The organism is Streptomyces sp. NPDC056738 (assembly GCF_042790435.1).
Lineage (GTDB): Bacteria > Actinomycetota > Actinomycetes > Streptomycetales > Streptomycetaceae > Streptomyces.
In genome coordinates this window covers 626268-649449 of record NZ_JBHTZF010000002.1, presented here as the reverse complement: position 1 = coordinate 649449, position 23182 = coordinate 626268, and the positions used below count along the sequence as shown (strand labels likewise).

The following is a 23182-nucleotide window of genomic DNA, read 5'->3' as shown; positions in this document are numbered from 1 at the left end:
ATCACCTTCACATCTCTTCACCTGCTTTGAACAAGGGAACGCATGCCTGCCTTCTGCCCGCACTGCGGCGGTGCTGTGACCGACGAGGCCCGTTACTGCGCTTCGTGCGGTCGGCCCACGGCCGCTCCGGCGCCCGCTCCGTCGCCCGCGCTGCCGCCGCCTCCCGCGTCGCCGCCCGCTGTTCCGGGCACCGCTGAGACACCGTCCGCCGCCACGGCGCTGACCCGCCTGGTGACCGGCGACTGGATCGCTCCCGCCCGCATCGCCGCCCTGCCGACGGCTCTCCTGCTGCTCGTGTCCCTGGCCCTGGCGGCGACCGCCGCCGCGGACGACGCCCCCTTCGGCGGCGCCTTCCTGACGGCGCTCGCCGTCGTCCTGTCGGCCCTCGGCGCCCACCCGGGACTCGAGCTGACGGAGCGGGACTCGGCCTCGCTCGCGTCCCTCGACCTCTCCTTCATGCCCCTCGGACTGACGCTGCTGTGGGCGGCCGCGCTGTGGTTCGGTGCCCGCCTGCATCTCCGCGGCGCGGCCGCCGCCGGCCGCCGACTCGACACCGCGGAGACCGTGTTCCTGGGCGTGCGCAGCGTGCTGTCGGCCGTGCTCGGGTCCGTACTGCTGGCCTGGACGGCCGGTACCTCCGTCGCGCTCGGGTCGTCGGACGCCTCTGACTCGTCCGCCGCCTACGTGGCTCGTCTCCTCGGCCTGTCGGACGTCACTCTGTCCGTGACCTGCTCCCCGTTGCGCGCGGCCTGGTGGACCTTGCTGCTGGCGTCGCTGGTGCTCTTCCCCACGCTGGGCCGCACAGCGATGTCGGCCTGGGCCGCCCACCGGCCCGCGCTGGGCGACTGGCTCCGCGCGGCCCGCCGGGCGGGCGTGGCGCTGGCCGTGCCCCTCGCGCTGGCCGGCCTCGGCGCCGTGGTCTTCGTCGTGTCCCAGGCGGGGATGTCCGCGCTGATACCGGCGCTGTTGCTCGCTCCCAACCTGGGTGCGACCGTCCTGAGCCTGGCCTGCGGAGCGTCGGTCGAGTTCACCGACACGCTCACGTTCGACTCCTCGTCCTGGAGCGAAGGCGGCGACGGCTCGGACTCGTCGACGGCTGTCTCCCTGTTCGAGCTGCACGACCTCAGCGGCTGGCTCTGGGCGTCCGTGCTGCTGGGCGTGGTGGCCGCGGTGCTGCTGGGCGCCGGCGTCCTGCGCGAGTCGGCCCGCCCGGCCGCCGCCGTGCGCGCCGTGGTGTGCTTCGTCGCGGGCTTCCTGCTGACGGCCGTCATGGCGGGCGTCGGGCTCGAACTGTCCTCGGACATCGACGATTCGTCGTACCTGGCCATGATGCTCAGCAGGTCGCTGGACATCTCCCCGACGGACGGCAGCGCGCTCACGGTCGGGCCGTCCGTCCCCGGCGTGCTGTTCGCGGCGACGGTGTGGGCCGCCCTCGGCGCGTTCGCGGTACCGGCGGTGGCCCGTCGGCTCGGCGTCACTCGTGTCGAGGACCTGCCTGGAGCCGCCGCCCTCGTCGGGCGCCTGCGCCCCACCGGTCGGTCCGGGCACATGGCGGCCGCCCTGCACACCGTCCCCGTGCCTGCCTCTCCCGTCTCGTCCCCCGTCTTTGTCTCCGCCGCCCCGGCGGGGCCCGTCGCCTCGCCGGTGTCGCCGCAGGTCCCGGACGTCTCCCCCGTCGGCGTGGCACCGCGGGCGGCCGACGAGCCGACTCCCGCAGCGGACGGGGGTGTCGCCGGAATCCCCGCGGACGCGGAGTCCGAACCCATTGAAGCCGCGGACGACCGGCGTTCGGAGGCGACCGCGGACGCGGACGCCCTCAGCCGACCGGAGCCGACGGCCGACCAGGCCGAAGCTCCCGAGCCGGCCGCTAAGGCCGCGGGCACTGAGCAGGAATCGGTCGAGCCGCTGGAACCCAGTGCCGAGCCGGCCGAAACACCGGCGGAGCCGACGGACGAGCCCGCCGCCGAAGCCGAGGGCCAACTCGCCATCGAACCCGAGGCCGTGCCCACCGTCGAGCCCACCGAGTCGGCCGCAACACCGGGGGAACCGACGGACGAACCCGCCGTCGATTCCGCGGCCGAGTCCGAGGCCGAGCCCGCAGGTGAACCCGAGGACCAGCCCGCCGCCAAGGCGGCCGTGCCGACGCCCACCGCGGTCGGTGTCCCGGTCGACGCGCCTCCGGCTGCTCCCCCGGCGCCCCCGGCGCTCACCCCCGCAAGTCTCTCCAAGGCGCCCGGCGCGCGGCCCCAGGCCGTGCCCGCCGGAGCGGGACCGCGCGCGGCCGTCTTCGCCGGACTGCCGACCGGCAGCATGGCGTACCCCGGATCCCCGCATCAGGTCGTCCACACCCAGGAGCAGCCCCGGCCGGTACGGCGGCGGATCGGCTGGGGTGTCATCACGGCGACCCTCGTGGCGAGCGCGGTGCTCGCCGGCGGCGCCTCGGCGGCGGCGATCTGGCTGACCTCCGACCGGTCGGCACCCTCCTCGCACACGGCTCGCGCCACCGACGACGCCGCGCCGCCTGCGGCCGGCGCGCCGTCTCCGTCGTCCGCACCGGCCTCGGTCGCGCCGACCGGCCCGTCCGACGCCGGTGGGTCCCCCTCCGCCTCGGATCAGGCGGAGGCGGACATCGCCACGCAGGTGCAGTCCCTCCTGGAGGAGAACGCGCCGCAGCGCGGACGGGTGGCCAAGGCCCTCACCGCGGGCGGTAGCTGCTCGCACGGCAAGAAGCCCGTCGAGGACGCGCATGACGAGCTGCTGGACGTGGCCCTGAAGCGCGACGACCTCGCCCGGCGGGTCGACCTGCTCACGCCCCGGGCGGACGGCGATCTCGCCGAGGCACTGGGCGACCTGTCGCGGGCCTGGACGGCATCGGCGAAGGCGGACCGGGGCTACGCCTCGTGGGTGTCGCAAACCGCCGACTGGCTCGACGAGTTCGGCGTCACGGCGTGCGGGCACAGCGAGACGCGCATCACCGACGACTTGCCCAGGACCCACGACGACGAGGCGACCGAGGCCAAGCGGGACTTCGTCGACCTGTGGAATCCCATCGCGCTGCGGTACGGGCTGCCGCAGGTCGAGGCAAGGGACATCTAGCGGATCGCGCGCCGTTCACGTCGCGCCGCGGCGCCCGTACCCCTCGGGCGACGCGGCGCGGTCGGCGTTCCCGAGGAGGGCACCGCCATCCCGGTGACCGCGTGGTGTGTCTGCGGCGTGGGGGCACCCGTACGGGCAAGGGTGGGTCCACGAGCCGGCGCGGTCGCACGGTCACGGCAGAAGGCGGCGGGGCACAGCGGTGGGCAGCGGTGGGTGGAGGCGGCATCGGGACGCGATCCGCTCCGGGCTGCGCTCCCTTCTCACTTCGGCCATTCTCGTGGCCGCCTACTACCTGCTCCCGCTCGACAGGGTCTTCAACCTGGCCACGATCCTCGTACTCGTCGGCGGCATCGTGGCGGTGGCACTGCTCCTGGCCTGGCAGATCCGCGAGATCACGCTGGCCCCGCGGCCCGAACTGCGGGCCATGGAGGCGCTGGCGACCACCGCCCCGCTGTACATCCTCCTGTTCGCGACGACGTACTACCTGATGGGGCGCAGCTCGACGGGCACCTTCAGCGAGACCCTCTCGCGGACCGACTCCCTGTACTTCACCGTGACGGTCTTCAGCACGGTCGGCTTCGGGGACATCACCCCGCACACCGAAGCGGCTCGCGTGCTGGTCACGGGGCAGATGGCGGTGAACGTCCTGCTCATCGGTGTGGCCGCCCGGCTCCTGGTGTCTGCGGTGCAGCGGGGCAGACTCCAGCAGAACGCGCCGGAGCCGGGCGCGGGCGGCACCGGGCCTCCGTACGACGGGTGATCCGTCGCGAGGAGGCCCGGAATCGGAGCCCGATGCCTCGGCCTCGGCTTCGCTCAGGCGCCGACGTACGCCGCCAGATGTTCGCCGGTGAGGGTGGAACGGGCGGCGACGAGGTCGGCCGGGGTGCCCTCGAAGACGAGCCGGCCGCCGTCGTGGCCGGCCCCGGGGCCGAGGTCGATGATCCAGTCGGCGTGGGCCATGACGGCCTGGTGGTGCTCGACAACGATGACCGACTTCCCCGAGTCGACGAGCCGGTCGAGGAGCCCGAGCAACTGCTCCACGTCGGCGAGGTGCAGGCCGGTGGTCGGCTCGTCGAGGACGTACACACCGCCCTTGTCGGCCATGTGCGTGGCGAGCTTGAGCCGCTGCCGCTCGCCGCCGGAGAGCGTGGTGAGCGGCTGGCCGAGGGTGAGATAGCCCAGTCCGACGTCGGCGAGCCGCGCGAGGACGCGCTGCGCGGCCGGCGTCTGCGCCTCGCCCGAGCCGAAGAACTCCACGGCCTCGTCCACCGACATCGCCAGGACCTCGCTGATGTCACGGCCGCCGAGGTGGTACTCCAGGACCGAGGCGTCGAACCGCTTGCCCTCGCAGTCCTCGCAGGTGGTGGCGACTCCGGCCATCATGGCGAGGTCCGTGTAGATGACGCCGGCGCCGTTGCAGGTGGGGCAGGCGCCCTCGGAGTTGGCGCTGAACAGCGCCGGCTTGACGTCGTTGGCCTTCGCGAAGGCCTTGCGGATCGGGTCGAGCAGACCGGTGTACGTCGCCGGGTTGCTGCGCCGCGAACCGCGGATCGGAGCCTGGTCGACCGACACCACGACCTCGTCGCCGGGGATGGACCCGTGCACCAGCGAGCTCTTCCCGGAGCCGGCGACCCCGGTGACGACGACGAGCACCCCGAGCGGGATGTCGACGTCCACGTCCCGCAGGTTGTTCGCCGACGCGCCGCGGATCTCCAGTGCCCCGGTGGGCTCGCGCGGTGTCTCCTTGACCTTGGCCCGGTCGTCGAAGTGGCGGCCGGTGACGGTGCCGCCCTTGCGCAGTTCCTCGACCGTGCCCTCGAAGCAGACGGAGCCGCCGCCCGTACCGGCGCCGGGGCCGAGGTCGACGACGTGGTCGGCGATCACGATGGTCTCCGGCTTGTGCTCCACGACGAGCACGGTGTTGCCCTTGTCCCGCAGGCGCAGCAGGAGGTCGTTCATCCGCTGGATGTCATGGGGGTGCAGACCGGCGGTGGGCTCGTCGAAGACGTAGGTGACGTCGGTGAGCGAGGAGCCGAGGTGGCGGATCATCTTCACGCGCTGCGCCTCGCCTCCGGACAGGGTGCCCGCCGGGCGGTTCAGGGCGAGGTAGCCGAGGCCGATCTCGACGAACGAGTCGAGGGTCTGGCGGAGCGCGGCGAGCAGCGGCGCCACCGAGGGCTCGTCGAGGCCGCGGACCCATTCGGCCAGGTCGCTGATCTGCATCGCGCAGGCGTCCGCGATGCTGATCCGCTTGATCTTCGACGCACGGGCGCCCTCGCTGAGCCGGGTGCCCTCGCACTCGGGGCAGACCGTGAAGGCGACGGCCCGGTCCACGAACGCCCGGATGTGCGGCTGCATCGCCTCCTTGTCCTTGGAGAGCATCGACTTCTGGATCCGCGGGACGAGCCCTTCGTACGTCATGTTGATGCCCGCGATCTTCATGCGGGTGGGCTCGTGGTGGAGGAAGTCGTGCAGTTCCCTCTTCGTGTACTTGCGGATCGGCTTGTCCGGGTCGACGAAGCCCGACTCCTTGTAGAGCCGCATGTTCCAGCCGTCCGAGCCGTAGCCGGGGATCGTGATCGCACCCTCGTTGAGCGACTTGGAGTCGTCGTAGAGCTGGGTGAGGTCGATGTCGGAGACGGTGCCCCGGCCCTCGCAGCGCACGCACATGCCGCCGGTGCGGTTGAAGGTCGCCTTCACGGCCTTCTTGGCGCCGCGCTCCACGGTGATGGCACCGCTCGCGCTGACCGAGGGGACGTTGAACGCGTACGCGCTGGGCGGGCCGATGTGGGGCTTGCCGAGCCGGCTGAAGAGGATGCGCAGCATCGCGTTGGCGTCGGTGGCGGTACCGACCGTGGACCGGGGGTCGGCGCCCATCCGCTGCTGGTCGACGATGATCGCGGTGGTCAGGCCTTCGAGGACGTCGACCTCGGGCCGGGCGAGCGTGGGCATGAAACCCTGCACGAAGCTGCTGTAGGTCTCGTTGATCAGCCGCTGCGACTCGGCGGCGATCGTGTTGAACACCAGCGAGCTCTTGCCCGAGCCGGACACGCCGGTGAACACCGTCAGCCGGCGCTTGGGGATCTCGATGCTGACGTCCTTGAGGTTGTTCTCGCGCGCGCCCAGCACGCGGATCAGATCGTGGCTGTCGGCACCATGCGGCGCGGACGGCTCCGGGTCCGTCCTCGTGGCCTTGCTCATCGTGTCTCCATCTGTCGGGCGGGGCAGCCTTCGCGGTCCCCGCCGTCATCGCCTGACTCGATCCAACCAGCTTCGCGGGGGAGAACAATGTTCATGCGCCACGCTAGGGGAGGCGCGGCCGTCGGGGCTTCTCGAATCCTGACCGGGTCCGGAGCGAGAATCGGAGGATGACCATGCCGTCCGACGCATCGCCCCTGTCCGGCCAGACCCAGTGCGATCTGCGCGCCCGCAGCCCGTTGCGCGCGTTCCTGCGCACGGAGACCGGCAGCGCCGCCGTCCTGCTCGCCGCCGCCCTGCTGGCACTGGCCTGGGCCAACATCGGTCCCGGCTCGTACGAGACGGTGTGGGGCACCGAGCTGTCGATCCGCGTCGGGTCGGCCGGGGTGTCGCTGGACCTGCGCGAGTGGGTGAACAGCGGGCTGATGACGCTGTTCTTCTTCGTCGTCGGCCTGGAGGCGCGGCGGGAGTTCGACCTGGGCGAACTGCGCGAGCGGCGCCGGGTCACGCTGCCGCTGCTGGCGGGCCTCAGCGGCATGGTCGTCCCCGTCGTCGTGTATCTGGTCATCACCTCGGGCAACGGCTCCGCGGCGCACGGCTGGGGTGCCGCCATGTCGACGGACACCGCCTTCGCCCTGGGCATGCTCGCCGTCTTCGGCCACCGTCTACCCAACAGCCTCCGTGTCTTCATGCTCACCATCGCCGTGGTGGACGACTTCCTGGCCCTTGCCGTCGTCGTCTTCGCCTACAGCGACACGATCGAGCCGCCCGCGCTGATCACGGCGCTCGCCCTGTTCGCGGTCGTCGTGCTGCTGCGGCGCACGATCGGCGCCCGGATCCCTTCGCTGTACGGCCTCCTCGGCGTGGCGATCTGGGTGGCGCTGCTGAAGTCGGGCGTCGACCCCGTGGTGACGGGGCTCGCGATGGGCATGCTGACCTACGCGTACACGGCCGAACGCAGCGATCTGGAGCACGCGAGCAAGCTGTTCCGGCGCTTTCGCGAACAGCCGACGCCGGAGCTGGAGCGCACGGTGCGCCGCGGCCTCGCCTCGACGCTCTCGCCGAACGAGCGGCTCCAGCAGATGTTCCATCCCTGGACCAGTTACGTGATCGTGCCGCTGTTCGCCCTGGCCAACGCCGGCATCACCCTGAGCGGCGGTCAGCTCGCCGACGCCTTCACCTCACCGGTCACCCTCGGCATCCTCTTCGGCTATCTGCTCGGCAAGCCGGTCGGTGTCATCGGCGGCACCTGGCTGGCCACGCGCCTGGGCCGGGGACGTCTGCACCCGCCCGTCGGCTGGGGCGCGATCACGGCGGGCGGCACGCTGGCGGGCGTCGGCTTCACCGTGGCGCTGCTGATCGCGTCGCTGGCCTTCGACGGCGCCCGGCTGGAGCAGGCGAAGATCGGCATTCTGGCCGCGGTTGCCTGCTCCTTCCTCCTCACCTGGATCGTCACCCTGGTGATCGGTGCCCTCGACGGGCGCTCCCGCGCGCGGGCCCTGCTCGGCACCGGCCAGACGATCGTCGATCTGAGCGATCCCGTCGACGTGGAGCGCGACCACGTGCGCGGGCGGCTCGACGCGCCGGTGACGCTCGTCGAGTACGGCGATTTCGAGTGTCCGTACTGCGGTCTGGCCGAATCGGTGGTGCGTGAACTGCTCGCCGACTTCGGGGACGTCCGCTACGTGTGGCGCCATCTGCCGCTCACCGATGTGCACCCCAACGCCCAGCTCGCCGCGCAGGCCGCGGAGGCCGCGGCACGCCAGGACCGCTACTGGGAGATGCACGACCTGCTCATGGGTCACCAGGGCGAACTGGGGCCGAAGGACCTGTTCCGGTACGCCGCCCGGCTCGGCCTCGACAGCGGCCGCTTCCGCGAGGACCTGCGGGGCGGCGCGAGCGCGGCCCGGGTGGCCATGGACGTCGAGTCGGCGGACCTCAGCGGTGTCTCGGGCACGCCGACGTTCTTCGTCAACGGCCGCCGTCACTACGGCGCGTACGACATCGCCTCCCTGACGGCGGCCGTCCGTGCCGCGCGGCAGCGGTCGACGCTCACGGGCGCGGGACAGGAGCCCTGACCGCTCGCCGCGGGCTCAGGTGGCGCGGGCCCGCAGGCGGCGGAGCATCCGGGCGTCCTCGAAGCCCACGGCGCGGGCGGCGGCGTCGACGGTGACGCCGTGGCTGATCAGGTGCTCGGCGCGCTCCAGCCGCAGGGCCTGCTGATAGCGCAGCGGGGTGAGGCCCTGGGTGGCCCGGGTGAAGAGCCGGGTGAGGGTGCGCTCGCTGACGCCCACGGCGGCGGCGAGTTCCGGCAGGGGCACCGGCCGGTCGAAGCGGGCGTCGAGCAGGTCCTGGGCGCGGTGCACGGTGTCGTCGAGGTGGGACCGGTGCCGGAGCATCGCGCTGGCCTGGGGTTCATGGCCGTTGCGCCGTGCGTAGACCACCATGTCCCGGGCGACCTGGGCGCCCACCGCCGGGCCGTGCCGGCCGGCGATCAGGTGCAGCGCGAGGTCGATCCCGCTGGCGATGCCGGCCGACGTGACGACCCGGTCGTCCTGCGTGTAGAGGACGTCGCGGACCACGGCCGCCCGGGGGTAGCGGCGGGCGAGTTCGTCCTGGACGTCGTGGTGGGTGGTGCACCGTCGTCCGTCGAGCAGTCCGGCCCGGCCGAGCGCGTCGGCTCCGGCGCAGACACTGGCGACGGTGCCGCCCCGGGCGTGGTGGTCCCGGAGGGCCCGCAGCGCCGCCTCTCCGATGGACGGGGCGTCGGCGAGGGTGAGCGCGCGCCAGCCGGGCACGACGATCAGGTCCTCGGGGCCGAGCTCGGGCCACTCGGTGCCGGCCGTCAGCGGCAGCCCCTGGGCGGTGACGACCTGCGGCCGCTCGGCGACGTAGCCGAGGGTGTAGGGGTGCCCGAAGTCGGCGGCCGTGGAGAAGACCTGCGCGGGGCCGGCCAGGTCCAGCAGATGCACTCCGGGCACCAGGAAGAAGACGATGTGGCTCACGATCCGGTCATCATGCCCGAGACGCGGCGGCGGTCTCCAGTTCATCGACGGTGGCGATGGTGGCGAAGCGCCCGGCGAGGGCGTACTCGGTACGCCGGATGACCTCTTCGGCCCCGAGGGTGCGGGGGTCCGCGAGCAGTTCCGCCACACTCCGCCCGGCGGGGGCGTCCCGGTGCGGGACGGGGTTGGTGGCCGTGGCGTCGGTGACGAAGGTGACCTGGTAGCCGAGGTCACTGGCGAGCCGGGTGGTGGTCTCCACGCACTGCTCGGTCCGGATACCGCAGACCGTGAGCTCGCGGACGCCGCGTTCCGTGAGGAGCTGCTGCAGGTTGGTGGTGGTGAAGGCGTTGTGCGAGGTCTTGTGGATCAGTGGCTCGCCGTCCTCGCGCCGCAGCTCGTCCATCAGCCGGACGTGGCCGAGGGCGGGGTCGAAGACGTCGCCGCTGCCGGGTTCCGAGTGCAGCACCCACACCACCGTGTCACCGGCTCGGCGGGCGAGGCGGACGAGCCGGTCCACCCGCTCGGTGATCTTCGGGTCGGAGATGGTCTCCCACAGGGGGTGTGCGCGGAAGGATTCCTGGACGTCGATGACGATCAGTGCTCGGGTCATGTCCCCACTCTGACCGGGGCGTGTGTCCGGGGGACAGACCTCATCGGGTCCGGGTGCGGACCGATCCGGTCATGCCCGCCGGAGGGCGAGGGCGGACGCGGGACCGGACACATGGCGGGACGGGTGAAGGGAGACGTGGCGGGACGGGTGAAGGGAGGCATGACCGGACGGATGAACCGGACACATGAACATGAGGCCACCCGACACATGAACCTGATGTGACCCGACACATGAACAGGGCGTCGCCCGACCCATGAACGGGACGTCGCCCGGCACATGACCCTGATGTCGCCCGGCACATGAACAGGACCTCGCCTGACCCATGTACGTGGGGCGGCCATGAACACCCGAGAACACGGCCCATGGACAGAGGACATGCGGCCGTTCCCCGCCGCCCGGAGTCGGGCGGCGGGGAACGGTCACCGCTTCGGAATGATCACCCGCGCGAAGCCCGCTCCGCGGCCTCGGCCACGCGCTTGACGTCCGCGAGGCGCCGGTCCCAGTCGGCGGCGAGCGCGGACATCCATCGGGCGGTGGCGTTCAGCGCGGCCGGCCGTACCGCGTACCGCACTTCGCGCCCCACGCGGCTTCCGGTGACGAGCCCGGCCGCGTCCAGCACGGCGAGGTGCTTGACCACCGCCTGCCGCGAGACGGGCAGTTCCTCGGCCAGCTTCGTGGCCGTGACCTCGCCCCGGGCCGCCAGCAGATCGAGCAGGCGCCGCCTGGTCGGGTCGGCGAGCGCGGCGAGGACGCCGTCGACCTCCTCGTGCTCGCCCTGTTCCTCGGTCACACCGACGGCTGGGCGGCGCGCTTCTTGAACGCCTCCAGAACCTGGGGCCAGCCGTTGGTGTTGTCCTCGTGGGCCTTGTGCCGCAGTTCCGGAGAGCCGGACAGCGCGGCGAATCCGCTCTCGACGACCCTCAGCCGCGTGCTCGCGCCCTCCGGGACGAGGGTGAACTCGACCAGCGTGCTGTTGGCGTCGCTCAGCGGGGCCCCGGGGAACGCGCTGGTCCAGCGGTAGGCGACATAGGTGGGCGGCTCGACCTTCTCCACCCGTACCGGGAACTCGCCGTACCGGGCGTTCCTCACCACGGTCGACTCGCCCACCCTGCCCTCGGTGGTGGGCAGGCTCTCCTCGTCAGCGACCCAGAACCCGGGCACGGCCACCAGCGACCAGACCCGCTCCAGGGGCGCTTCGATCAGGGTTTCGCGTTCGATCCGGTCCTCGGTCATGACGTACTCCTTCGAAGCCATCAATGATGCAACTCCAGGGTTGCACATCACTCCATTCATCGCAACCCTGCGGTTGCACGTCGCGGGCGCCAATGGGATCCGACCGGGCCACCCCCAACCCCAAGGAACACATCCAGCCATAGGCGGCCATGATGGTCGCAGGCATGAAACATGTCCTCCCAACTCCACTGAGTTAATTGATTGTTGGGGTCCAAGCACTAGTCAAAGGAGGTCGCGATGCCGATCATTCCTGTCATGAACCTGCAACCCGATGGGCGGGTCGCAGCCTCATGGAGGTGTTGGGATGCACCGAAGACTGGCCACCGGCCTCGCCGCCTCGGCCATGGCCCTGGTGGCCGTCACGGCGACCGCTACAGCCGCTAGCGCCGCCCCTGCCGACAAGCCCCAAGTCCTGTCCAACTGGACCCAGACCAGCGCGTCGAGCTACAACTCGTGGGTCGCCGCACGCGCCAACCAGTCCGCCTGGTCGTCGTACGCGTTCGACTGGTCCACCGACTACTGCTCCTCGTCGCCGGACAACCCGTTCGGCTTCCCCTTCGCCACTTCATGTGCCCGCCACGACTTCGGCTATCGCAACTACAAGGCCGCCGGCACCTTCGATGCCAACAAGTCCCGGCTCGACAGCATGCTCTACGCGGACCTGGGCCGAGTCTGCGCCAACTACAGCGGCGCGACGAAGGTCTCCTGCGACAGCACCGCGTGGACCTACTACCAGGCGGTCAAGGCCTTCGGCTGAGGCTCGCCCCTCGCGTGACCAACACCGCGCGACGTGCGCGTGGTTGATGACATGTGTCCGCCGCACCTCGCTGTGGCGCACAGCAGACTCCCGGCCTCCCGAGTGTTGATGACGGATCGCCGTTCCCCCGGTCCGTCAGGGTGATCGACGCCCGCCCGGTCGCCGGAGCACACCCCGCCACCCGCCCCGCCGTCCCCCGGCATGCCCTCCCCCGTCCCGTCCACCGGACACACTCGGGGCGGCACGGCCGTGGGCGCGGGTCGGGTGGCACGGCTCGTCGCACCGGTCGGCCCGGTCCGTGAGGCGGTTTCGAGCGGGCGGACCCAGAATGAGGGGGACGGCCTCGTAACCCGGCCGTCGAGCCGTCTCGGGGCAGCCGGATCGTGACCGTTGGCCTTGCGGTCTCCGCCCCTTGTGGCTCGGGACTTGCGAGCGCGCGGGTGGTCGAACTATGAAGACGGACGAGCCGGAAGCCACGGCCGACGGGAGCGGCGCACCCGAGGGAGCGAGCCGCTCTCCCGACCCGCCCGCGGACCCCCTCGCGACGGCGGACCCCGCGGCTCCCGAGGACGTCCGCCAGGACGAGGCGGCCGCCCTCCGTCACCTGACCGCGCGCATGAAGGCCGCCTACCCCTCCGTCGCCCCGTCCGTGGTGGACCAGGTGATCGCGGCGGCCCGGGGTTCCTTCCAGCAGGCGAAGGTCAGGACGTACGTCCCCATTCTGGTCGAGCGCCGGGTCCGCGCCCGGCTCGCCGAGTCCGCAGGCGAAGGGACCGCCTCGGCGCCCGCGTCCGTGGGCGACCCGGGCGGTGGCGAGCCGCGGGCGGCGGGAACGGTGGAGCGGTCCGCCGGGAGTCCGCGCCGCTCCCCCCTGCTCGGCCGGTGGCTGCCCGCGAGGCTGCGTCCCGCGCCCGCGTCCGCGTCCGACCTGGGCGGTGTCGGTGAGGGCCGGTGACCGGGCTGCGTTCACCGTGACAGAAGAAGGGGCGGGTCGTCATGACGGATGCCAGGGCCGCGCGCGTCGCGAGGCTCATCGAGCCGCTGCGGGTCGAGCCGGGGTCACGGGTGAACCTGGCCGAGGACTTCGACCCCCGTTACAAGGGCGGTCTGAAGAAGAAGCAGGGGGTGGAGTTGCTGCGCACGGGCGTGTCGCTGCTCGCCGAGTACCAGGAACGGCTGGCGGCCCAGGACACGTACGGCGTCCTGCTGTGTCTCCAGGCGCTCGACGCGGGAGGCAAGGACGGCACGATCCGGCACGTCATGAGCGGGGTGAACCCCCAGGGCGTCAAGGTCAGCAGCTTCAAGCAGCCCTCCACGGAGGAGCTCGACCACGACTATCTGTGGCGGTACGCCGCGAGGCTGCCCGCCCGCGGTGACATCGCGATCTTCAACCGTTCGCACTACGAGGAGGTGCTGGTCGTCCGGGTCCATCCGGAGGTCCTCGACCGGCAGCGGCTGCCGGCGGACGTGCGCGGACCGGACATCTGGAAGCGCCGCTACCGTGCCGTCAACGACTGGGAGCGCTATCTGACCGACAACGGGTTCAAGGTCGTGAAGATCTTCCTGAACCTGTCCAAGGAAGAGCAGCGCACCCGGTTCATGAAGCGGCTCGACGTGCCCGAGCGGAACTGGAAGTTCTCCGCGGCCGACGTCCGGGAGCGCCGGTACTGGGACGCGTACCAGCACGCCTTCTCCGAGATGCTCTCGCACACGAGTACGCCGTGGGCGCCCTGGTACGTCGTCCCGGCGGACCGCAAGTGGTTCGCGCGGATCGCCACGGCGGCCGTACTGGTGCACACGCTCATGGACATCGACCCCGCCTTCCCGGTGGTCGGCAAGAAGGCGCGCAAGGAGCTCCGGGCCGCCCGGCGGGAACTGGAGGCCGACGCTCCCAAGGGCGCGCCGGCCGATCCGTACGCGGCCCGGCGCCGAGGGCGGACCGGATCCGGATCGGAGAGCTGAGATGGCGATGCAGTCGAACGGCCCGAAGGCTCCGGAGCGTGTTGCTCCGGAGCTCTGGTACGCGCGTGAGCCACAGGACGTCGCGTCGGCCTTCGACGTCGACCCCGCCTCCGGACTCACCGCGGCCCGGGTCGCGGAACTGCTGGCCGAGAACGGGCCGAACACGCTGCCCGAGGAGAAGCAGAAGCCGGCGTGGCGGCGGTTCGTCGACCAGTACCGCAGCTACATGCAGGTCGTCCTCCTGGTGGCCGCGATCGTCTCGCTGGCGATCGCCGAGTGGAGCACCGCGATCCTGCTCGTGCTGCTGACCCTGCTGAACGCGGTCGTGGGCCTGCGGCAGGAGGGGAAGGCCGAGAGTGCGATGAACGCGCTCCAGTCCATGCTCACGGCGACCGCCCGGGTGAGGCGTGACGGGAGCGAGTCGGAGATCCCGGCGGAGCAGGTGGTCGTCGGCGATGTCCTGCACATCTCCGCCGGGGACCAGGTGCCGGCGGACGGGCGGATCATCGAGGCCCACGCGCTGCAGATCGACGAGTCGGCCCTCACCGGTGAGAGCGTCCCCGCGTCGAAGGACGCCACGACCCTGCCGAAGGTCCTGCTGGGGCCGGGCGATCAGTCGAACATGGCCTTCATGCACACTCCGGTCACCCACGGCAGCGGTCTCGTGATCGTGACCGGCACGGGTGAGGGCACCGAGCTCGGAAAGATCTCGGAGATGCTGTCGGCGACCGAGAGGGAGGAGGCGCCGCTCACCAAGGAGCTGGACACGCTGACGCTGTGGATCACGGCCGCCGCGGGCCTGACCATGATCGTGATGTTCGCGCTCGGTTACCGCCGCGACCAGGCGTGGGACGCCCTGTTCGTCAGCGCGGTCTCGCTGGCCATCGCCGCCATCCCCGAGGCCCTGCCCACGGTGACCCAGGCGATCCTGTCCGTCGGCAGCCTCAGTCTGGCGAAGCGCAACGCGATCGTGAAGGAGCTGCCGTCCGTCGAGACCCTGGCGTTCACGTCGGCGATCAACTCGGACAAGACCGGCACCCTGACCATGAACCAGATGACGGCGGTGGAGGTGGTGACACCCACCGACCGCTACACCGTCTCGGGCACGGGCTACGGACTCGAAGGGCGGATCCACCACGCCGCGGGAACCTCCGCCGGCATCGAGGAGGCGATCCTGCCGTACCTCGTGGCGAACGACGGCAAGCTGGTGGACGGCGAGGTCGTGGGCGATCCCACCGAGGGCGCCTTCCTGGTGCTGGCCCACAAGGCCGGGCTGGACATCGAGGCCACCCGGGAACGGCTGCCCCGGCTCGCCACCCTGCCCTTCGACCCCGGCTACAAGCTGATGGCCACCTTCAACTCCGCTGTCGACCCGTCCGGGCGCCCGGTGGTGCGCTGCTTCGTCAAGGGCGCGGCCCCGGCGGTGCAGGCCCGCGCGACGAGCGCGCTGTCGGGTGGGGCGACCGTCCCGTGGGACGCGGAGCTCAGCCGACGCGCCGACGAACAGGGCGAGCGCATGGGCGGGGAGGGGCGCCGGGTGATGGCGGCGGCCACCCGGGATCTCGACCCGGCCGACTTCGATCCGGACGGGGACCTGCTGGGTTACGTCACCGGACTGCGCATGACGAGTCTGGTCGGGATGGTCGACCCGCCGCGTGAGGAGTCCAAGGCCGCCGTGGCCAGCGCCCAGGCGGCTCACATCCGGGTCCGCATGGTGACCGGGGACGACGTCACCACGGGTGCCGCCATCGCCCGGCAGCTCGGCATTCCCGGCGAGGCCGTCCTCGGCGCCGACTTCGCCGCGCTGCCCGAGAGCGAGCGGCTGGCGCGTATCGACGGCATCGGTGTGGTGGGACGGGTCGCGCCCGAGCACAAGGTGATGCTCGCGGACACGCTCAAGAAGAAGGGTGCCGTCGTCGCGATGACCGGCGACGGTGTCAACGACGCCCCCGCCATCAAGGCCGCCGACATCGGCATCGCCATGGGCAGCGGCACGGACGTGGCGAAGAACGCGGCGCGGATGATCCTGTCCGACGACAACTTCACGACGATCGTCTACGCGGTGGAACAGGGCCGCAAGCTCTACGACAACCTCACCAAGTACATCCGTTTCGTGCTCCTGTTGCTCGTCACGTTCGTCCTGACCTTCCTCGGGGCGACCATCTTCAACATCGCGGCCGGGGAGCCCTTCACCCCGCCGCAGGTGCTGTGGATCCACTTCGTGGTCAACGCCTCGTTCGGCTTCGCGCTCGGCTTCGACAAGGAGAGCGCGGGGCTCATGCGGCGCAGACCGCGTCCTCGGGGCGAGTCGGTGCTGACCCGGCCGGTGATGGTGACCGTCGGTCTCAGCGGTCTGGCGATCACGCTGATCCTGCTCGGGCTGATCAAGCTGGGCGAATCCCGGTACGACAGTGTCGAGATCGGCAGTTCCATCGCGTTCACGGCGTTCGCGCTCTGTCTGATCGTGGCCGCGTTCGAATGCCGCAGCGAGACGGAATCGATCCTGACCCCGAGCACCTTCGACAGCAAGCAGATGAACTGGACGGCGCTCGCGCAGTTCGTCCTCGCGGTCGCGGTGACACAGATGGACGGGTTCCGCCGCATCCTGGGCACCACCGAGATCGACCTGCGGCAGTTCGGCTGGGCGCTGCTGTCCGCCGTGGCCCTCCTCGTCGTGTGGGAGGTGGGTAAGCTCCTGGCCCGAAGGGCGCGGCGCGCCGACTGAACCACGCGGGCCCTTGTCCATGAAACCGCCGGCGCGATCCGAAGGACTGGCCCGTGTCGAAGCACCACGGCACCCCGAGCGGAGGGTGGCGCCCCCCTGTTCCGGTGCTGCCCGGTCTCCCGGTGCTCCGGCACTACCGGCGGAGCTGGCTGCGCGGAGACCTGCTGGCCGGAGTGACGGTGGCGGCCTATCTGGTGCCGCAGGTGATGGCGTACGCCAGTGTCGCGGGGCTGCCGCCCGTCGTGGGTCTGTGGGCGATCCTGCCCGCCATCGTGATGTACGCGCTGCTGGGTTCGTCCCGGCTGCTGTCGGTGGGGCCCGAGTCGACGACGGCGCTGATGACCGCCACGGTCGTGGGGCCGCTCGCCGGCGGCGATCCGGAGCGCTACGCGGTGCTGGCCTCGGCGCTCGCCGTCGCCGTGGGGCTGATGTGTGTGGTGGCCTGGGCGGCGCGGCTGGGCTTCGTGGCCGACCTGCTCTCCCGGCCCGTACTGATCGGGTATCTGGCGGGCGTGGCGCTGATCATGATGGTGGATCAGCTCACGAAGCTCACCGGTGTGCCGACGGACGGTTCGGGGTTCTTCCCGAAACTGGCCTCCTTCTTCGGCAACCTCGACGAGATCCATCCCGCCACGGTGGTCTTCAGCGCCGCGACGCTCGTCGTCCTGTATCTGGCCACGCGTCTCCGCTGGCGTGTCCCCGGGCCGCTGCTGGTCCTGGTCGCGGGCACCGCGGTGTCCGCGGCCTTCGACCTCCAGGACCACGGTCTCGCGGTGATCGGGAAGATCCCCGCCGGGCTGCCCCACCCGGCCTTCCCTCCTCTCGACACGCTGCCCCAGCTCCTGCTGCCCGCGGTCGGCGTCCTGCTCGTCGGCTACACCGACTTCATCCTCACGGCGCGCGCCTTCACGACCGAGGACGGCGGTACGGCGATGGACGCGAACCAGGAGCTGCTGGCCCTGGGCGCCGCGAACCTCGGCGCGGGCGCCCTCCAGGGGTTCCCGGTGAGCAGCAGCGCCAGCCGTACGGCCCTCGCGCAGTCCGGGGGCGCGCACACCCAGGCGTACGGGCTCACGGCCGGGGTGTCCGTGCTGGCCGTCCTGCTGTTCCTGAGTCCCCTGCTCACCGACACCCCCAAGGCCGTCCTCGGCGCGCTGGTCGTCTACGCCGCGATCCGGATGATCGACCTGGCCGGCTTCCGGCGGCTGGCGTCCTTCCGGCTCCGGGAACTCCTGCTGGCCCTCGGCTGTCTCGTGGGCGTCCTCGCCCTCGACATCCTCTACGGGGTGCTGGTGGCCGTGGGTCTGTCGGTCGTGGAACTGCTGAGCAGGGTGGCGCGCCCGCACGACGCGGTCCAGGGTCTCGTGCCGGGACTAGCGGGCATGCACGACGTCGACGACTACCCCGACGCGCGGGTGATCCCCGGTCTGCTGGTCTACCGCTACGACTCCCCGCTGTTCTTCGCCAACGCGGAGGACTTCCGGCGCAGCGCCCTGGACGCGGTGGCCGAACAGGAGCTGCCGGTCAGGTGGTTCGTCCTGAACGCGGAGGCCAATGTCGAGGTGGACATCACGGCCCTGGACTCGCTGGACGAGCTGCGCCGGGAACTCGGGGGGCGGGGCATCGAGTTCGCGATGGCCCGGGTCAAGCAGGATCTGCGCGACGACCTGGACGCGTACGGGCTGAGCGCCTCCGTCGGCGAGGACCGGATCTTCCCCACCCTGCCCACGGCGGTGGCCGCCTACCGTGCCTGGTGCGGTGACCTGGACTGAGGTGGGTCCGTGATCCTCAGGGGATCTCCTGCTCGGCCCAGATGATCTTTCCCTCCGCCGTGTACCGGGCCCCCCAGCGATGGGAGAGCTGGGCCACCAGGAACAGCCCCCGGCCTCCCTCGTCCGTGCTGCGGGCGTGCCGGAGCCGCGGGGCGGTGCTGCTGGCGTCGGACACCTCGCAGGTCAGGCGGGTGTCGCAGAGCAGCCGCAGCCGGATGGGCGGTACGGCGTAGCGGATCGCGTTGGTGACGAGCTCGCTCACGACGAGCTCGGTGGTCATGGTCAGTTCCCCGAGCCCCCATCCCTCGATCACGCGGGTGGCGCGGGCCCGCATCTCGGAGACGGCGGCCGGGTCCACCGGCACCTCCCAGGAGACGACGTGGTCGTCCCCCAGGGTGTGGGTGCGGGCCAGGAGCAGGGCGATGTCGTCGGGCTGCGGTACGGGCACGAGCTGCCGTACGGCGTCCGCGCACAGCGCGTCCAGGTCGGGGTCGGGCCGGGCGAGCAGCTCTCCGAGCTGCTGCATGCCGAGCTCCATGTCGTAGTGCGCTCCCGCCACGAGGCCGTCGGTGAAGAGGCCGATCAGGCTGTTCTCCGCCAGTTCGGCCTCCTGGCTCTCGAAGGCCATCCCGCCGAGGCCGAGCGGGGGCCCGGCGGGCAGGTCGGGGTAGGAGACGCGCCCGTCGGGGGCGACGAACACGGGCGGCGGATGTCCGGCCCTGGCCATCGTGCAGCGCCTGGTGACGGGATCGTAGACGGCGTAGAGGCAGGTCGCGCCGAGGAAGGAGGCGGTGGTGTTGCGGTCGGACTCCTCTTCCGAGGTACTCCGGTCGGCCCGCTGTTCCTGGGTGCGCTCCTCGCTGAGGCGCAGCACGAGGTCGTCGAGGTGGGCCAGCAGTTCGTCGGGGGGCAGCTCCATGTCGGCGAGGGTCTGCACGGCGGTGCGCAGCCGGCCCATGGTGGCGGCCGCGGTGATGCCGTGGCCGACCACGTCACCGACGACGAGGCCGATCCGTCCTCCGGACAGCGGGATGACGTCGAACCAGTCGCCGCCGACCCCACCGCTCGGGTCCGCCGGCAGGTAGCTGGAGGCCACCTCCAGGGCCGTCCCGCCGGACAGGGCGTGCGGCAGCAGACTGCGCTGGAGGGTGACCGCGGCCGTGTGTTCACGGGTGTAGCGGCGGGCGTTGTCGACGCACAGCGCCGCGCGCGCCACCACCTCGCGTGCCAGCAGGACGTCGTCGGGCTGGAACGAGACGGGGTTGAGCGAGCGCAGGAACGTGGTGAGTCCGAGGGCGGTGTTCCGTGCCCGCATGGGCACGGAGATGAGGGAGTGCAGTCCGTACCGGCGGATGCTGGCCGCCCGCTCGGGCTCCTCGGCGATCCACAGGTCGTCGTCCGGGTCGAGGACCTGCATGAGGACCGGCTCCCCGTTGGTGAGCAGGTTGACGTCGTGGGGCGGCGGCAGGAAGTCCGCCCGGTCGCCGATCCGGGCCACGGCCTCCGGGCATCCCTCGCGCACCGAGGCCATGCCGGCGCGCCGCATCATCGGCTTGGCGGGCGCGGGTCCGGCGTCGGACAGCCAGGCTCCGTGTCCCTCGGTGCTGAGGACGGATTCGAGGAGGTCGACGATGACGAAGTCCGCGAAGCGCGGAACGGCGAAGTCGGCGATCTCCTGGGCCGTGCGCATGACGTCGAGGGTCCCGCCGATGGTGGTCCCGGCTTCGTTGACCAGCGACAGGATCTGCCGGGCGTTCCACCGGTCGGTGACGTCCAGGACCATGTAGCAGACGCCGGTGTAGGAGTTGTCGACGCCGAGCAGCGGGAAGAACGAGGTGGAATAGGCGTGCCGGCGGTGCGGGTCGGCCCAGCTCCATCCCAGGTACTCGTAGTCGACCATCGGCTCGCCGGTCGCCAGGACCTTGCGCATCAGTCCCTCGATGGTCTCCGCCTGGAGCCCCGGCAGCAGTTCGGTCAGCCGGCGTCCGAGCCGCTGCTCGCGGGGGACGCCGCCCAGGTGCTCCAGGGTGTCGTTCATCCAGACGTAGCGCAGTTGCAGATCGAGCACCGCCATGCCGACCGGGGAGTGCGTCAGGAACCCGTCGAGGAAGGCCGGGCCGACCGTCCACGGCTGCTTGCGGTCCCGTGCCGAGATCAGGAAGCACTCGTCCTCGCCCATGCGGAACGACGCGGAGACCCGCAGGTCCACGTCGACGCGCCGGCCGTCGCGGTGCAGCAGCGGGATGTGTCCGCTCCAGCCCATTCCGCCGCGGCAGCGCTCCGCGACCGCGGCCACCCGCGAGGGGTCCCGCAGGGCGAGCAGACGAGCGGCCGAGGAGCCGACCAGCTCGGCCGCCCGATGGCCGAGGAGCGCTTCGGCCCCCCTGGTCCAGCCCACCACCACTCCGTCGCCGGACACCACCGCCGCCGCGTCGGTGGACGCGTCGAGAGAACCGCCCGGCCCTTCGGACACGGGCGCGTCGGAACCTTCCCGCGCAGAATCCATGAAGCTCTCATCCTCTACACGACCATGTTCCTGCTTGTCCGCCCGATGTGCAGGACCGGCGGGCGATCAGCGCGGAACGGCACCGCGGAGCACCTCGACCTCCGGGCCTGGGCATGCCAAAACAGGCCCTGGAGTGGGCAAGGCCCGGGGCAGGGCGCAGCATGGAAGGGCCGAGGTCGGGTACTCAGGTGCCCGCGGCGGCCACGGAGCCCGGCACACCGCGCCGGCCGGTGGAGGAGGGCCAGGGATGACAGCCGAGTCCACGCAGTCCGACAGTGCGGACAGCCGCGATCCCGAACCGTCCCGCCCGACCGGCCTGCTGGACGTCCTGAACGTGGGCGCGCTGGTCCTGGACGCCGAGGGGCGCATCGTGTTCTGGACCCCGCAGGCCCAGGAGCTGATCGGGTACACGGCGGAAGAGGCCCTCGGCAAGTACGCGGCGCGTCTGATCATCCACCCCGAGCACATGCAGGCCGTCACCGAGCTGTTCGCCGACGTCCTGGCGACGGGACGCAGTTGGGCGGGCGCGTTCCCCATCCGGCACAAGGACGGCAGCACCCGTGTCATGGAGTTCCGCAACATGCGGCTCCTGGACGATCTCGGGGACGTCTACGCCCTGGGCATCGCGGCCGACCACACGCTGCTCCAGCGCGTCGAGACCGATCTGGCGCTGAGCGAGCAGCTCATCAACCAGTCCCCCATCGGACTGGCCCTGATGGACCCGGACCTGCGCTATCTCATGGTCAACCCGGCGCTGGAACGGATCGACGGCATCCCCGCCGAGGACCACGTCGGACGGCATCTGCGGGAGACCCTGCCGTTCCCCGACGTGGACACGGTCGAGTCGGCGCTGCGCCAGGTCCTGACCACCGGCACCCCGCTGCTCGACCAGTACCACGTGGGCCGCCCGCCCGCCGATCCCGACCACGAACACGCCTGGTCGCTGTCCTTCTACCGGCTGGAGGATCCCGGCGGACGCGTCCTGGGCGCGGCCGCCTCGGTCGTCGACGTCACCGAACGCCATCGCGCGGCCGCCGAGGCCGACCGCGCGCGGCGCCGGCTCGCGCTCGTCGCCAGCGCCTCCACCCGCGTCGGCACCACCCTGGAGGTGGAGCAGACGGCCCGCGAGCTGGCCGACATCGCGGCGCCCGAACTGGCCGACGTGGTCGCCGTGGACGTTCTCGACTCCGTGCTCGCCTGCCGCCCGAGGCGCAGGCCGGACAACGGCCCGGAGTTCTTCCGCGCGCTCGCCCTCAAGGCGTCCCACCCCACCGTGGCCCTGCGCGCCGCCGACCCTCCGGGCGACCTCGCGACGTACGACGGCGACCGGCTGGTGACCCTGTGCGTGCACACCGGCAGACCGGTCCTCGTGCGGCACGTCGGCGAACGCGATCTGCCGCGCATCGCCCGCGACGCCGAGGGCACCGCCCTCCTGGCGCAGGCAGGTGTCCACTCGTATCTCGCGGTGCCGCTGATCGCGCACGGTGAGGTGCTCGGCGCCCTCGACCTCAAGCGCACCCGCAATCCGCTCCCCTTCGACGACGACGACGTGGTGCTCGCCGGTGAGCTGGCCACCCGCGCCGCCGTGGCCATCGACAACGCGCGCTGGTTCCAGAGCGTGCGCAACACCGCCGTCACGCTCCAGCGCAGCCTGCTGCCCGAGCATCCGCCGCATCTCTCCGGTCTGGAGGTCGCCTCCCGCTACCAGCCGGCCCAGTCCACGAGCGAGGTCGGCGGCGACTGGTACGACGTGATTCCGCTGGCCGGCGACCGCACCGCGCTGGTCGTGGGCGACGTCATGGGCAACGGCATCGACGCGGCCGCCACCATGGGCCGGCTGCGTACCGCCACCTGCGCCTACGCCGACCTCGACCTCGACCCCGGCGAGGTGCTCCAGCACCTCGACAAGATCACCTGCGATCTGGAGCACTACATCGTCACGTGTCTCTACGCGGTGTACGACCCCCACAGCGGGCACGTGCGCATCGCCAACGCCGGGCACATGCCGCCCGCTCTGGTCCGCCCTGGCACCTCCCCCGCGCTGCTGGACCTTCCCTCGGGCGCTCCCCTCGGGGTGGGCGGCGTCCCGTTCGAGACCACGACGGTCGCGTTCGAGGCGGGCGATCTGCTCGTCCTGTACACGGACGGTCTCGTGGAGACCCGGCTGCATCCCATCGACGACCGTCTGAACGTGCTGCTCTCCTTCCTCGACGAGCCGGGCAGGCCGCTCGAGGAGATCTGCGACCTCCTCCTGTACGGACTGCGCAACTCCGACGACCACGACGACGTCGCCCTGCTCATCGCCCGCGCGCAGTAGC

The 23182-nt window shown here is 71.6% G+C and carries 15 protein-coding genes; 9 read left to right on the top strand and 6 right to left on the bottom strand.

The window, feature by feature from the left end:
- Positions 1-42: 42 nt before the first annotated feature.
- Both ACFRIC_RS06530 and ACFRIC_RS06525 read left to right on the top strand, forming a co-directional pair.
- A complete protein-coding gene (locus ACFRIC_RS06530; protein ID WP_382780311.1) occupies positions 43-3096 on the top strand; it encodes a hypothetical protein in 3054 nt (1017 codons plus the stop codon).
- 277 nt (positions 3097-3373) lie between these two features.
- Positions 3374-3856: a potassium channel family protein gene (locus ACFRIC_RS06525; RefSeq protein ID WP_382780308.1), complete on the top strand. Its 483-nt coding sequence runs from the start codon at positions 3374-3376 to the stop codon at positions 3854-3856.
- A 53-nt stretch (positions 3857-3909) separates the two neighbouring features.
- On the opposite strand, the gene ACFRIC_RS06520 is transcribed toward ACFRIC_RS06525, so the two are convergent.
- Positions 3910-6297, bottom strand: a complete 2388-nt coding sequence (locus tag ACFRIC_RS06520; RefSeq protein ID WP_382780305.1) for an ATP-binding cassette domain-containing protein — start codon at positions 6295-6297, stop codon at positions 3910-3912.
- 173 nt (positions 6298-6470) lie between these two features.
- On the opposite strand from ACFRIC_RS06520, the gene nhaA reads away from it, so the two are divergent.
- Entirely contained in the window at positions 6471-8372 is a 1902-nt protein-coding gene (nhaA, locus tag ACFRIC_RS06515) for a Na+/H+ antiporter NhaA (RefSeq protein ID WP_382780842.1), read from the top strand.
- Positions 8373-8387: 15 nt separating this feature from the next.
- Here nhaA and ACFRIC_RS06510 read toward each other — a convergent pair whose 3' ends face one another.
- The 4 genes from ACFRIC_RS06510 to ACFRIC_RS06495 form a co-directional block, all read right to left on the bottom strand.
- A complete protein-coding gene (locus ACFRIC_RS06510; RefSeq protein WP_382780301.1) occupies positions 8388-9299 on the bottom strand; it encodes a GlxA family transcriptional regulator in 912 nt (303 codons plus the stop codon).
- Between the two features lie 10 nt (positions 9300-9309).
- Complete coding sequence (locus tag ACFRIC_RS06505; RefSeq protein ID WP_382780298.1) at positions 9310-9909, bottom strand: cysteine hydrolase family protein; 600 nt, start codon at positions 9907-9909, stop codon at positions 9310-9312.
- A gap of 436 nt (positions 9910-10345) precedes the next feature.
- Complete coding sequence (locus ACFRIC_RS06500) at positions 10346-10699, bottom strand: ArsR/SmtB family transcription factor (protein ID WP_382780295.1); 354 nt, start codon at positions 10697-10699, stop codon at positions 10346-10348.
- Positions 10696-11142 carry an SRPBCC domain-containing protein gene (locus ACFRIC_RS06495; protein ID WP_382780292.1) on the bottom strand — a complete coding sequence of 149 codons (447 nt, stop codon included), beginning with the start codon at positions 11140-11142 and terminating at the stop codon, positions 10696-10698. Before ACFRIC_RS06495 ends, ACFRIC_RS06500 begins: the two co-directional genes overlap by 4 nt.
- Positions 11143-11446: 304 nt before the next feature.
- On the opposite strand from ACFRIC_RS06495, the gene ACFRIC_RS06490 reads away from it, so the two are divergent.
- The 5 genes from ACFRIC_RS06490 to ACFRIC_RS06470 all read left to right on the top strand — a co-directional run bounded on the left by ACFRIC_RS06490 (position 11447) and on the right by ACFRIC_RS06470 (position 18358).
- The gene (locus tag ACFRIC_RS06490; RefSeq protein WP_382780289.1) at positions 11447-11899 is read left to right on the top strand and encodes a phospholipase; all 453 of its coding nucleotides are present in this window, start codon (positions 11447-11449) and stop codon (positions 11897-11899) included.
- Between the two features lie 451 nt (positions 11900-12350).
- Positions 12351-12854, top strand: coding sequence for a three-helix bundle dimerization domain-containing protein (locus ACFRIC_RS06485; RefSeq protein WP_382780286.1), 504 nt, complete (start codon positions 12351-12353; stop codon positions 12852-12854).
- 41 nt (positions 12855-12895) lie between these two features.
- The gene (locus ACFRIC_RS06480; RefSeq protein ID WP_382780284.1) at positions 12896-13861 is read left to right on the top strand and encodes a polyphosphate kinase 2 family protein; all 966 of its coding nucleotides are present in this window, start codon (positions 12896-12898) and stop codon (positions 13859-13861) included.
- A gap of 1 nt (position 13862) precedes the next feature.
- Positions 13863-16586: a cation-translocating P-type ATPase gene (locus tag ACFRIC_RS06475; protein WP_382780281.1), complete on the top strand. Its 2724-nt coding sequence runs from the start codon at positions 13863-13865 to the stop codon at positions 16584-16586.
- A 53-nt stretch (positions 16587-16639) separates the two neighbouring features.
- A complete protein-coding gene (locus ACFRIC_RS06470) occupies positions 16640-18358 on the top strand; it encodes a SulP family inorganic anion transporter (RefSeq protein ID WP_382780279.1) in 1719 nt (572 codons plus the stop codon).
- A 16-nt stretch (positions 18359-18374) separates the two neighbouring features.
- Here ACFRIC_RS06470 and ACFRIC_RS06465 read toward each other — a convergent pair whose 3' ends face one another.
- Positions 18375-20864, bottom strand: a complete 2490-nt coding sequence (locus tag ACFRIC_RS06465; RefSeq protein ID WP_382780276.1) for a SpoIIE family protein phosphatase — start codon at positions 20862-20864, stop codon at positions 18375-18377.
- Positions 20865-21111: 247 nt separating this feature from the next.
- Between ACFRIC_RS06465 and ACFRIC_RS06460 the strand changes: the two genes are divergently transcribed.
- A complete protein-coding gene (locus tag ACFRIC_RS06460) occupies positions 21112-23181 on the top strand; it encodes a SpoIIE family protein phosphatase (RefSeq protein ID WP_382780273.1) in 2070 nt (689 codons plus the stop codon).
- Position 23182 lies beyond the last annotated feature (1 nt).

Excerpts from the sequence above, each read along its gene's own strand:
- ACFRIC_RS06465 (WP_382780276.1), bottom strand. The coding sequence starts at position 20,864 with ATGGATTCTGCGCGGGAAGGTTCCGACGCGCCCGTGTCCGAAGGGCCG.
- ACFRIC_RS06485 (WP_382780286.1), top strand. The coding sequence starts at position 12,351 with ATGAAGACGGACGAGCCGGAAGCCACGGCCGACGGGAGCGGCGCACCC.
- ACFRIC_RS06520 (WP_382780305.1), bottom strand. The coding sequence starts at position 6,297 with ATGAGCAAGGCCACGAGGACGGACCCGGAGCCGTCCGCGCCGCATGGT.
- ACFRIC_RS06495 (WP_382780292.1), bottom strand. The coding sequence starts at position 11,142 with ATGACCGAGGACCGGATCGAACGCGAAACCCTGATCGAAGCGCCCCTG.
- ACFRIC_RS06480 (WP_382780284.1), top strand. The coding sequence starts at position 12,896 with ATGACGGATGCCAGGGCCGCGCGCGTCGCGAGGCTCATCGAGCCGCTG.
- ACFRIC_RS06490 (WP_382780289.1), top strand. The coding sequence starts at position 11,447 with ATGCACCGAAGACTGGCCACCGGCCTCGCCGCCTCGGCCATGGCCCTG.
- ACFRIC_RS06475 (WP_382780281.1), top strand. The coding sequence starts at position 13,863 with ATGGCGATGCAGTCGAACGGCCCGAAGGCTCCGGAGCGTGTTGCTCCG.
- ACFRIC_RS06505 (WP_382780298.1), bottom strand. The coding sequence starts at position 9,909 with ATGACCCGAGCACTGATCGTCATCGACGTCCAGGAATCCTTCCGCGCA.
- ACFRIC_RS06530 (WP_382780311.1), top strand. The coding sequence starts at position 43 with ATGCCTGCCTTCTGCCCGCACTGCGGCGGTGCTGTGACCGACGAGGCC.
- ACFRIC_RS06460 (WP_382780273.1), top strand. The coding sequence starts at position 21,112 with ATGACAGCCGAGTCCACGCAGTCCGACAGTGCGGACAGCCGCGATCCC.
- nhaA (WP_382780842.1), top strand. The coding sequence starts at position 6,471 with ATGCCGTCCGACGCATCGCCCCTGTCCGGCCAGACCCAGTGCGATCTG.